Genomic DNA, 10,955 nt, shown 5'->3' with positions numbered 1-10,955 from the left:
AGGGCGAGGCCGTCGACGAGCCAGAAGTTGCACAGGAAGAAGGCGCCCTCGTCGCCGGTCAAGCCGTCCACCCCGACGTCCTCACCGCAGGTCGGGTACCGGTACACGAGCCCGTCGTCCGTGGAGAGTTCACGACGGACCGCATCCACGGTGCCGATGACGCGAGGGTCGTCGGGCGGCAGAAAGCCGGTGCGGGGGATGAGCAGCGTGGCAGCGTCCAGTTCCGTCGAGCCGTAGGACTGGGTGAAGGTGTTGCGCACCGGGTCGAAGCCCTTGTCACAGACCTCCCGGTGGATCGTCGCCCGCAGCTCGACCAGGGGGGCCACGTCGATGTTGAGGGCGCCGGCCTTGGCCAGGCGGATGGTGCGGTCGACCGCCACCCAGGCCATCACCTTGGAATGGACGAAGTGCCGGCGTGCCCCGCGGATCTCCCAGATGCCCTCGTCGGGCTCCCGCCAGCGCTGGACCAGGTGCTCGATGAGTCGCTGGTGCAGGACCGCGGTGTCGGCGCAGTGGGCGACTCCGCTCTGGTGCGCGAGGTACAGGGTGTCGATGACCTCGCCGTACACGTCCAGCTGGAGCTGGTCCGCAGCCCCGTTTCCGACCCGTACGGGGGCCGAGCCCTCGTACCCGGGAAGCCAGGGGAGCTCCCGTTCCCGCAGGTCACGCTCTCCGGTGATCCCGTACATGATCTGCAGGTTCTCCGGGTCTCCGGCCACGGCGCGCAGGAGCCATTGCCGCCATGCCTGTGCCTCCTGCCGGTATCCCGTCCCCAGCAGCGCGGCAAGCGTCGTGGCGGCGTCGCGCAGCCAGGTGAAGCGGTAGTCCCAGTTCCGGTCGCCGCCGATCTCCTCGGGAAGCGACGTGGTCGGCGCCGCGACGATCCCGCCGCTCGGCCCGTAGGTCATGGCCTTCAGCGTGATCGAGGACCGGAGCACGGCCTCGCGATAGGGCCCGTCGTAGGTGCACTCCTGCGTCCAGTCCTGCCAGAAGGCGAGCGTCTCGGCGAGGGCGGTCTCGGGGGCAGCAACGTCAGGGGCGGCTGCATGGGACGGGCACCAGCTGAGCACGAACGCCACGCTCTGGTCGGCGGAGATGGTGAAGGCGCTGACGACGACGCCGTCCTTCTCCACCTGCGGGACGCAGGTGTCGAGCCACAGAGCGTCCGCGCCGGCCTCCGCGACCATGCGCCCACCGACCTCGTGGATCCACGGGCTGACGCTGCCGTACCCCGGCCGAGGACGCATGGCCGAGACCATCTCCACTTCGCCAGTCAGGCCCTCAGCGATCCGGATCACCTGCGGGGCCCCGTCGCGCGGCGGCATGAAATCCAGGACCCGGACCGAACCAGTCGGGGTACGCCACAGTGATTCGAGAACGAGCGAGTCACCGCGGTACCGGCGCTCCGCCACTCTTCCGGAGCCGGACCAGCCTGCGGACGAGGCCGGGGCGATCTGCCAGGTGCCGTGCTTCTGTGTGCCGAGCAGACCGGCAAACACGGCCGGTGAATCGAAGCGGGGCAGGCACAACCAGTCGATCGTGCCGTCGTCGCAGACGTGGGCGCTGGTCAGCGTGTCGCCGATCAGGCCGTACTGCTCGATACGCGGAAGGCGTTTCATCGTGTGTGGATCTCCGTTAAGCCCCGCTGGTCTGGGGGTGTTATCGGGGCCGCCTAAGCGGCCGGGGACAGGCCGTGAGTCAAGGAGTCAGCGGTCACCGCCGGGACGCAGGCTCGCTCGGAGGTGGTGTAGAGGCCCTGTCTGCGGGATCGAGGCCAGTCGCACGAGTGCCTCGGCACACCAGCCACGCCATCGCGACGAGGATCAGTCCGATGAGGAGCGCTCCGGTGAGGGTCATGTCCGCGGCACCGAAGCGGCCCACACCAGGCAGGTGAGGGCGACGGCGAAGACCGCACCGCGCAGCACGTTGATCTGCGGCGTCCATCGGGCCAACCTCCGTGCCGGTCGACTCGCTCCGACGTCCTCCAGCCGGACCTTCGCGATGAGTTCCTGCGTTGCCTCGGCGAGTCTGACGAGGTGCACCCGGCTGGGCAGATAGCCCTCCGGGAGCCCGACCGAGCAGAGTTGCTGCGCACGGAGCAAGGCCGGCTCCTGCGAAGGCATCAGCATTCCGAGCTGGTTGACGTGCCCTCGCAGCCGCAGGACGAGGTCCTCCACATCGGCGGCGGTCTCGGGCACAGGGGAGTCCTCGCCCAGCACGAGCGTCACCGTCTCCATCGCGGACACCGCTCGGTCACGCCCGGCACCCGGATCACCGAGGCTCCGGTCCTGACCGCTGCGCTGGCAGAACGCCCGGCGAGGGGCCAGCGAGAGACGCATGACACAACTCCTAAGTGGATCAAGCCAAATTGAGTGAGAAACGCCGTGCACCACAGTCGGTCGGCGTGCATGGTGAGTGATCCGGCCGCTACGTTGAGCGAACCGCGAATCCCCGCTGGGGGGTATGCCTGCGCGGCCCGCAAGGCCGTCAAAGGCGTCAAAGATCATTTCGGACCCGAGGGGCAGCCCATGGCCCGTGAGCGAAACGTCGCCCTCGCCGCACTCCTGCGCGAAGCGGGCTGGTCCCAGCCCCAAGCAGCCGCCGCAGTCGCTCGTGTCGCCGCGGAAAGCGGTGCACGCGAATTGCAGGCAATCTCGCGCTCGCACATCGCCATGTGGGTCCAGGGCACCCAGCCCAGCGGACGAGCGCCTCATATCCTGCGTGAGACGCTGTCCCGCAGGCTCAGTCGCCCCCTCACCCTCGCTGACCTCGGGCTGGAAGACGGACCGACAGGCTCGCCCGACAGCAGTTCCGACTGGAGCGTCGACCCTCTGACCGTGCTGGCCGAGCTGGGAAGCGACGACCTGGACATGCACCGACGCAAGCTGCTGGCGACCGCCGCGTACTCGGCCGCCGGCCTCACTCTGCCCGCGAGTTCGTGGTGGACAACCGCCCCAGCCGCTGCAGCATCGCGCCCAGCAGTCTCCCCACGGCTGGTCAGGCAGGCCGACATCGATGACGTCCGCAACCTGACAGCCTTCTACTCCGCGCGGGACCAGCAGCGTGGTGGAGCCTCTGGGCGCTCGGCCCTGGCCGGCCACCTTCGCGACGAAGCGGTGCCCCTGCTGGGCAGCAGGTTCCGAACGGAACGGCACCGCCGGGACACATACTCGGCCGTGGCCGAGATGACCTACATCGCCGGCTGGATGGCGTTCGACGCCTCGGAGCACCGCACCGCCCAGCGCTACCTCACCCTCGCCGCCCGCATAGCGGCCGAAGCCGGCGACGGACCGTTGGGCGGCCACATTCTGCGCGCCCTCGCCCACCAGGCAGTCGACCTCGGACACCCACGAAGGGCCCTCGACCTGGCCGACGCCTCCATGGCCCGCACTCACTACGGCCAGGCCAGCTCGCGCGAGAAGGCCCTGCTCTCCATCGTCCACGCCCGCGCCCTGGCCGCCGACGGCGACCGCCCCGGCACCCTCGCGGCCATCAGCCGAGCAGAGCGGGACCTCGCCCGAGCCGACAATGAGGACGCCCCCGACCGCGTCGGCTTCTTCCAGGAAGCCTCTCTCGCCCACGAAACTGCCTGCGCCCTGCGCGACCTGGGCAACCCCGTCGAGGCGGAGATCCATTTCCAGCGCAGCGTCCGCACCCGCCGCCGGCAGCAGTACGCCCGCACCCACAGCGTGACACTCGGCTACCTGGGCGCCGTCCAGGTCCAGCAAGGACGCCTCGACGAGGCATGCGGTACCTGGGGACAAGCTCTCGATGCCATGGTCGGCGTCCAGTCCGGCCGCGCTCGCGACGTCATCGTCCGCATGCAGAGCGACCTGTCGCCCGTCCGGCAGCGCGGGGGCCGCCACGTTGTTGAATTGGACCGCCGGGCACGGGAAATGCTGCGCGCCATAGGCTGAGCGCAGGGCAGGTCCGCAGGTGCGGCCGGCGGTTGCTGCACACGCGACTTCATGGGAGAGGAACGAGCGTCGATGGCGACGTACGAGGTCGAACCGATCGCAACGGTCGTCGGGGGCCACACCCGCGTCCAAGACGACTACCAGGGCGGTGTGGAATCGATCATCCGACTGAACGACGCCTTCCCACTCGAAACGCTGCAGGGCATCGAGGAGTTCTCCCACCTCACGGTGACCTGGCACTTCCACCTGGCGCGTCCCGAAGACGTGCAGCTCCACGCGCGCAGCCCAAGGGGAAACCCGATCTGGCCGGCGACCGGAACGTTCGTCCACCGTAACCACCGGCGCCCCAACCAACTGGCGATCAGCTATCCGCGACTGCTCAAAACGGACGGCCGGGACCTCGTCGTCACCGACCTCGACGCTGTGGACGGCACTCCCGTCCTCGACATAGCGCCGTACTTCGCACAGATGGGGCCCCGAGGACCGGTGCATCAGCCAGCCTGGCCGGCCGAGATGCTTGCCACGTACTGGCTGGATGCCTCGGAGCGCCCGTAAGCCGATCTGCCGTAGCGATCTCTCGCTCGCGGTAGCGCTTATGAGGGCCCCGCCCGCAGAGATGAGAAGGGTGCACCAAGTAGTCGGCCGTCCTTGCTGACGCTCCACTCTCCGGGCAGGGCTTCGATCAAAGCCTGCGGCCGGTACTGACAGAACGGACCAGGCGGCTGTGCGAGCGCCATGGCTGAGGAGGTTCACGACGTAGTCCCCTCACCGGGGACGTCCAGCTCCATCCAGACCGTCTTGCCCCCGCCCGGGCCCGGCTGGACTCCCCAGTTCGCGGCCAACGCGTCGACCAGGAGCATGCCCCGGCCTCCCTCACGCTCGTCGCTCGGTGAGCTCTGGAAAGGCCGTATGCCGGAGGGGTCCTGCACTTCGGTCCGGAGACGTCCGCTGGAGTGCGTGACCTTCACCGTGAACGCCTTCACCGCCTGGTGACGGCACCCGTGGGTCACTGCATTCGCCATCACTTCATGGGCTCCCAGAGCAACAGCGTCCGCAATGGCCTCCAGTCCCGTCAGCACCAGCAACTCGCGAAGCTCGCGCCGGCCTCGCGAGACCGCGGCCACCTCCGCCGGGTACATCGCCACAATCTCGAAGGCACGCCTCCGATCCGAGATCGGCACGGATTCGACGGGGGGACTGGGAGGGGGACCAACGAGGTTGTTAACCGCCACGTCAAGGACTTCGTCCGGCCGCTGAAGAGCGGCGTCGGAGGAATGCACGTTCATCAGCTCCCCTTCTCGGTCCCGACAACGAACAAATCCGGTCATGATCTGTGCATGAAGGCGTTTCTTGCGCGGCGCCGGGTGAGCTGGTACGACATCGAAAGTCACGCGCGCTCCTCCGGACGGTTTTGGGCTGAGCAGGGCGGCCGGGGACTGCACGGCGAGCCCGTGTCGTACGGGTCGCTCCACGGCAGCGTTCGGCAATTAGGCGCCGGCGGGCCCGTTCGTTACGGCGAGGGCCAGTGGCTCTGGGACGGGAAGCCTGGGGGTATCGGGGTGCGGGGGTCGCCCAGGGCCCGCAGACACACGCGGTCGCCGGAGAAGCCGGTGCGGGCGTGGAGCCATCGGCTGTTGTCGATCAAGTAGCCCTGGCCAGCGTCGAGAGTAACGCATTGCTGGAGCGCTTCGATCGCCGTGCGGAGGTGGGGCAGGTGCGGGGTGAGGAGGGGACTGAACGCGGCGAGGGCGTCCTGGCGCAGGCGGATGGAGACCCGCTCGCCTCGGTGGCGGGTGAAGATCTGAGAGGGGTGTCCGCCGCCGTTGCCGTAGAAGGCGGTACCGGGCAGGGCCATCATCTCCAGGGCCCGGGGCGCGCGTTCAAGGAGGAGGGCGTGCAGGGCGCGGCCGTCGGTCAGGAGCACGTCTCCACCGGAAGCGGCGGGCTGCTGGCAGACCAGGAGCATCAGACGGGGCGGACGGGGGAGGCTGGAGCGCTCGGTATGTGCGAGGAGTTCTCCCGTGCCCAACCCCGCCAGCCCGGGGCGTCGGGAGGCGGCGCCTCTGTCACGGATGGTGGTCAGCGCATCCAGGTCGCTGTCGGGGTGCGGTACCAGCGTCATCATCTGCTGGGCGAAGGCGAGCACTTTGGCCCGGGTGTCCAGTCCCTCGACGGTGGCGACACCCCGCGTCCGCAGGAGTTGCATCACGGCGGAGGTTCGGCTGGAACCGCCGATGAGGGGCGCGGCGTGTGCCTCGAACAGGATGAGCGAACGGGTCGTCATCGACGTGCTCCTCTGGAATCGGGCTGGGCGTCCAGCGTCCGGACGAGCGGCGGGCGGCGTAAAGCGACAGTCTGTCGATCCGGACAAAGACGGCAAGCCCGGCTCCGGCTTGCGGACGGGTGCTACGTTCCGAAGGACACGCCCGCCTTCACGTTTCAGGGACAGCCCATGTACAAGCCGTCGTTGTGGCCGGTGTCCGTCAAAGGTGTTGCCCTCGATGCCTGCGAACGCGTGTTGTTGCTGCACAACGAGCGCGGCGAGTGGGAACTGCCAGGCGGTCGGCTGGAGATTGGTCCCGCAGGTAATGGGTCGGCGCCGGCCGACGTGAGTCCCGGTGCGGCGCTGGAGCGCGAGGTGGCTGAGGAGAGTGGCTGGATGGTGAAGGCCGGGCATCTGCTCGACGGCGGAACCTGGATCTACGAGCCGATCCCCGACCGGCGGGTCCTGATCGTCACCTACGGCTGCACGGTCCTGTCCCCCGACCGTGTGCCAGTTCTGAGCCACGAGCACAAGGAGATCGGGCTCTTCAACCGGCACGAGGTCGATGGTCTGACCATGCCCGAGGGCTACAAGCAGTCGATCGCGGCCTGGTACGACCACCCCGGAAGGTGACCCGTCATGGACGCCTTCACTTCTGTGGCCGGGCCGGCCACGCACCGATCGGCGCGGTTGGTTTCCTGGCGCTGGGCGACGCCGGAGGCTCAGGCCGTCCTCGCTACGCGTGATTTGGCTTCGATCTTGAAGTACTACCGGCACGTCCACAGCACCAGCCAGATGGAGACCGGCGCGCTCCTGGGCTATGACAAGACCTACATCTCGGCCCTGGAACTGGGCAAACGGCATCTGAGCGATGTCGGGAGCCTGCGTCACGTTGCCGAGCGGCTCGCTCTGCCCGCGCATGTCCTGGGCGTCACGGACCCGGCCGACACCGACCACCGGGCGATGATCCAGTTCGGCACTTCCACCGTGAGGCTCGCCGAGGTCGCCCGCCAGTGCGGGCGAGCGGCCGAGGCCGTCGCCGAACTGTGGCCGCTCGTGGCTCGCTTGGAAGCCCGCGCCCGGGACGGGAGTATCGAACGAGACGTCCTTCGGCTTCTTGCGCACGCCCGGCTGAATCTCGGGACGGCTCTGGGGAACGTGCTGCCCGAGGAACGGCTGGCCACTGCCGCGCACTGGACCGCCAAGAGCCTGGACGTTGTGCGCGCCTTCGATGACCGGGCTCTGACTACGACCGCTCTGCGCATGCACGGCAACGAGCTGCGCAAGGCAGGGCTGCTCGGCGCGGCCGTTGACCGGCTCAACCAGGCCGCGGCCACCGCACCCGGCACCGAGCAGCGAGCCGCGGTGCTGCCGCTCTTGGCCCGTGCTGCCGGTGCCCTCGGCAATGCGATGCTGTTCGACCATGCTGTCCCTGAGGCCCACCAGCTTCTTGACACGGTCGAGCACACCAGCCTCGTCAACCCCAGTGCTCTCTACGAGATCCATCTTCGGGGCCTCATCTCCACCGGCCGCACCCGCGATGCGATACGGCATGCTGAGGCGGCTTCGCCCGCCCCGACCATCGCGGTCGCACCCCAGTGGCGTGTCATCGAACTCATCACCACGGGCCGCGTCCGCCTTCTCGCCGGCGATAGCCGTGGTGCTACCCAGCTTCTGGCCGCGGCTGTACGGGAAGCACAGGCCCAGCGCCTTCCGCACCAGCTCCAGCGCGTCCAGCGCACCACCGTTGGCAGGCTCCCCGATATCCATGACGCCGCCACCCGTGCCCTGGCCCAGCTCCGCACGGAAATCGCCGCATAGCCGAGGGCAAGTGCCATGTGACGGGGGCGCAGCCGGGTGTCCTGGTTCCATCGAGCGTCTCCTCTCTGGGTGGACGGTTCAAAACGGCTTGTCACCAGCGCAGTTGGATGCGGAACGGCCGGTGCAGTGCCATGAGTTTGGAGCCGCGTCGGCTTCGAGGGCATCGCTGTGGTGATATCGCTGCAGCGATATCGATCTCCACCTAGCCTGGTACTCACGGCTGAGGCGAGCTGGATCGCGATGAGACGAGAGCCGAGGTGACCATGGCAGGGGGACCAGGGCGCACGTGTGTGCGGTGCGGGCTGCCGATCAGCCGGTACAACCCGGATACATGCTGTTCTACCTGCGCCCGGACCGATGCGACACCGACGATCCTGGACCGGGCCTGGCGCGACGAGGAAGTACACAGGGCCCTTGCGGCCTGGGATTTCGGCACGGTCGTACGGCTGGTCCGCCGCCGCTCCGGGCTTTCGCAGAAGGCCGTACGAGAGCTGACCGGACTCACTCAGGGCTTCATCTCCGACCTGGAGCGCGGCCTCAAACAGGTCAACGGCCGCGAGACGATCATCGACCTTTTGACCGGGCTCGGGCTTCCCGCCGACCTTCGCCCGCTCCTCCTGGCCCCCTTCGCGCAGGCCGGATCGCAGCGACTTGTCGAGGTCATCGACCCGGCTCTGCCCTGGACGTCGGCTCGTATGGTGACGTCACTGGAAGCAGTCGTCGGAGGAGCCATGAACGGATTGAACCGTCGCAGCGTGATCGCCCTGGGAGGGGCCAGCCTCACGCAGTACATCCTGCAAGCAGCCATCGCCCCTCCCGAGGCTGTCGCCTCCACCGTCCGGAACGGAATCAGCGTCTCCGACCAGCTCCTCACCAGCCTGCAAACCACCACCGACGCTCTGCGCCAGGCCGACGCCAGCCATGGCAGCGGCAACCTTGCCCGAGCCGCCACAGCGCACCTCAAGGTCCTCCTCCGGTTTCTGAAAGAAGGGGACTTCAACGAGGCGACCGGGAGGCGCCTCGCAGCGGTGACCGCGGACACTGCCATCCAGACCGGCTGGTACCACTTCGACAGCGGCGCCCACACCGCTGCCCACAACCTCCTCCTCGGAGCCCTGCGGGCCGCCCATGCCAGTGGCGACAGCAGGCTCCGGGCTGGGGCACTGTCCTTCATCGCCATCCACGGCTACTCCGCCGGCGACCCCCGCGACGCGGTCACCGCCGCACGCACCGCCCGCCAGGTCATCGCTGACCAGGACGCGCCCGCCCTGCACGCCATGCTCCTCACCCGCCAAGCTCGCGGACACGCCCGCCTACGCGAAGACCGTCAGGCCCGCACTGCCCTGGAAGAGGCACAGGCCCTGTGCGCCCGCGGACGAGGAGAGCACGACCCTCACTGGCTCTACTGGATCAACCCGGGTGAGATCATGGGCCAGACCGGCAGCTGCTTGCTCGACCTCGGCCGCCCCGACCAGGCCGCCCAGGCATTCGCCGCCGCCCGCAATGCCTTCAGCCCGGACGAGATCCGCACCCGCGCCCAGTTCCTCTCCCGTGCCGCCACCGCCCAGATGCGTGCCGGTGACGTCGACGCCGGGTCTGCCACCGGACACGAAGTCCTCGCTCTCGTTTCCGGAGTCCGCTCCGCACGCTTGGACGACAACCTGGACACGATGCTCGCCGAAGCCCGCCGCTATTCCTCGGCGGCTCCCGCCCAGGAGCTCCTGGAACGCGGTCAGACCGTCATGGAAGAACGTGCCGCATGAAGCGCATGGTCCTGGTCTTGTGGGACATCGACCGCACTCTCCTCTACACCGGTGACATCGACCGGCGCGTCTACAAGGAGACCTTCACAAGCGTCGTCGGCCGTTCCCCTACAGCCCTGCCGGCCCGGGGAACCGGAGTCACTATGCCCCTGGCCGTCCGTGAACTTCTGCGCGTCAACCAGGTGCCCGAACAGGACGTGGAGACGTTCGCAGCCCGCATCGTCGACGAACTTCCCAAACGCCTCGCCGGCCACCGGGAGCTGCTGGTTAACGACGGGGTCATTATGCCGGGCGCCGTGGACGTGCTCGCCGCGGTCCAGCAGGCAGAGCACCTGATCCCAACCGTCGTCACCGGAAACCTACGGGGCAGCGCCGAGACCAAGCTGTCCGAGCTGGGCCTCATCGGCTACCTCGACACCACCATCGGCGGCTACGCGTCCGACGACCCTCACCGCCCGGCTCTCGTACGCATCGCACAAGACCGGGCAGCCGCCAAGCATGGAGGCCCGTTCAACTGCGACAACACAGTGATCGTGGGTGACTCCCTGGAAGACGTGCGCACCGGCCTCGAAGGGGGCGCCAGGGTGATCGCGGTCGCCTCGGGAACCACCACCGAACAGCAACTACGCGCCGCAGGTGCACAACACGTTCTGGCCGACCTCACCTCCACCACCACCCTCCTCCGCCTGGTGGACCCGAGTGAGGCTCCGTAGAGCGGGCCGGGAGCCCCGTCACGGGTCGCCCCAGGGCTCTGGGGATGGCGTAACATCCGCGATGTCGATGAGCCGGTGACTCCTGTACGTTGACCGCTTTGTCTGGCCAGCAGGCTGGCAGACGGGGAACTTCCGCGGAGGCCGTGAACGCGATACGCGCTAGGGTCCGACGAGACGGAGTCTGGCGACCACGCCGACGACGGCGGGGCCCACGGCGCCGAAGGCTCTCAGCGGTTACCCGACCGCGCGTAATTAAGCCCAAGTAGCGAGTGGAGCAGGGCTGACGAGGCGGCGGTCCACACTGTCTCACCGCCTCGGCCGACTCATGGTGTCCACAGCGGTGAATCCCGACGCGGCGTCGACGAGTTGGCCAGCAGCGACGTCCCCCCCGAGGCTGCTATATCGAGTCAAGCGGTTCGGAGGAGGTCGTCGGGGTTCGACCTGAGCGTTCGAGGATCTTGAACAGCTGGCGGCAGAT

General features: G+C 68.4%; 10 protein-coding genes. 6 read left to right on the top strand and 4 right to left on the bottom strand.

The features are described 5' to 3' along the window. Together ACZ6IM_RS41745 and ACZ6IM_RS41740 are read right to left on the bottom strand one after the other, a co-directional pair. The coding region (locus ACZ6IM_RS41745; RefSeq protein WP_469564443.1) for a glycoside hydrolase family 15 protein at positions 1–1,619 on the bottom strand (1,619 nt) is incomplete at its 3' end. A gap of 234 nt (positions 1,620–1,853) precedes the next feature. Next, entirely contained in the window at positions 1,854–2,339 is a 486-nt protein-coding gene (locus ACZ6IM_RS41740) for a DUF6415 family natural product biosynthesis protein (RefSeq protein ID WP_319127576.1), read from the bottom strand. 189 nt (positions 2,340–2,528) lie between these two features. Between ACZ6IM_RS41740 and ACZ6IM_RS41735 the strand changes: the two genes are divergently transcribed. Together ACZ6IM_RS41735 and ACZ6IM_RS41730 are read left to right on the top strand one after the other, a co-directional pair. After that, positions 2,529–3,917: a tetratricopeptide repeat protein gene (locus tag ACZ6IM_RS41735; protein ID WP_319127575.1), complete on the top strand. Its 1,389-nt coding sequence runs from the start codon at positions 2,529–2,531 to the stop codon at positions 3,915–3,917. 72 nt (positions 3,918–3,989) lie between these two features. Next, complete coding sequence (locus ACZ6IM_RS41730; RefSeq protein WP_319125047.1) at positions 3,990–4,472, top strand: SAM-dependent methyltransferase; 483 nt, start codon at positions 3,990–3,992, stop codon at positions 4,470–4,472. Between the two features lie 194 nt (positions 4,473–4,666). Here the strand turns inward: ACZ6IM_RS41730 and ACZ6IM_RS41725 are convergent, their stop codons facing one another. Next, complete coding sequence (locus ACZ6IM_RS41725; protein ID WP_398917470.1) at positions 4,667–5,308, bottom strand: ATP-binding protein; 642 nt, start codon at positions 5,306–5,308, stop codon at positions 4,667–4,669. A gap of 119 nt (positions 5,309–5,427) precedes the next feature. Next, positions 5,428–6,201, bottom strand: coding sequence for a TauD/TfdA family dioxygenase (locus ACZ6IM_RS41720; protein ID WP_319127572.1), 774 nt, complete (start codon positions 6,199–6,201; stop codon positions 5,428–5,430). Positions 6,202–6,369: 168 nt separating this feature from the next. Here ACZ6IM_RS41720 and ACZ6IM_RS41715 point away from each other — a divergent pair, with 168 nt between their 5' ends. The 4 genes from ACZ6IM_RS41715 to ACZ6IM_RS41700 all read left to right on the top strand — a co-directional run bounded on the left by ACZ6IM_RS41715 (position 6,370) and on the right by ACZ6IM_RS41700 (position 10,477). Next, positions 6,370–6,813: an NUDIX hydrolase gene (locus tag ACZ6IM_RS41715; RefSeq protein WP_189283585.1), complete on the top strand. Its 444-nt coding sequence runs from the start codon at positions 6,370–6,372 to the stop codon at positions 6,811–6,813. Between the two features lie 6 nt (positions 6,814–6,819). Further along, on the top strand, positions 6,820–8,001 hold the full coding sequence (locus ACZ6IM_RS41710; protein ID WP_319127570.1) for an XRE family transcriptional regulator: 1,182 nt from the start codon (positions 6,820–6,822) through the stop codon (positions 7,999–8,001). Positions 8,002–8,264: 263 nt separating this feature from the next. Then, the gene (locus ACZ6IM_RS41705; RefSeq protein WP_319125056.1) at positions 8,265–9,764 is read left to right on the top strand and encodes a helix-turn-helix domain-containing protein; all 1,500 of its coding nucleotides are present in this window, start codon (positions 8,265–8,267) and stop codon (positions 9,762–9,764) included. Continuing rightward, a complete protein-coding gene (locus ACZ6IM_RS41700) occupies positions 9,761–10,477 on the top strand; it encodes an HAD family hydrolase (RefSeq protein WP_319125057.1) in 717 nt (238 codons plus the stop codon). The genes ACZ6IM_RS41705 and ACZ6IM_RS41700 overlap by 4 nt, the downstream gene beginning before the upstream one ends. Positions 10,478–10,955 lie beyond the last annotated feature (478 nt).

Source organism: Streptomyces sp. NPDC042336, assembly GCF_055581985.1.
Note: the sequence above shows the minus strand (reverse complement) of the source record. Positions and strands in the feature narration are given on the sequence as shown.

Bases quoted from the DNA above. Each gene is read 5' to 3' on its own strand.
- ACZ6IM_RS41740 (WP_319127576.1), bottom strand. From the start codon at position 2,339: ATGCGTCTCTCGCTGGCCCCTCGCCGGGCGTTCTGCCAGCGCAGCGGT.
- ACZ6IM_RS41735 (WP_319127575.1), top strand. From the start codon at position 2,529: ATGGCCCGTGAGCGAAACGTCGCCCTCGCCGCACTCCTGCGCGAAGCG.
- ACZ6IM_RS41730 (WP_319125047.1), top strand. From the start codon at position 3,990: ATGGCGACGTACGAGGTCGAACCGATCGCAACGGTCGTCGGGGGCCAC.
- ACZ6IM_RS41720 (WP_319127572.1), bottom strand. From the start codon at position 6,201: ATGACGACCCGTTCGCTCATCCTGTTCGAGGCACACGCCGCGCCCCTC.
- ACZ6IM_RS41715 (WP_189283585.1), top strand. From the start codon at position 6,370: ATGTACAAGCCGTCGTTGTGGCCGGTGTCCGTCAAAGGTGTTGCCCTC.
- ACZ6IM_RS41710 (WP_319127570.1), top strand. From the start codon at position 6,820: ATGGACGCCTTCACTTCTGTGGCCGGGCCGGCCACGCACCGATCGGCG.
- ACZ6IM_RS41705 (WP_319125056.1), top strand. From the start codon at position 8,265: ATGGCAGGGGGACCAGGGCGCACGTGTGTGCGGTGCGGGCTGCCGATC.
- ACZ6IM_RS41700 (WP_319125057.1), top strand. From the start codon at position 9,761: ATGAAGCGCATGGTCCTGGTCTTGTGGGACATCGACCGCACTCTCCTC.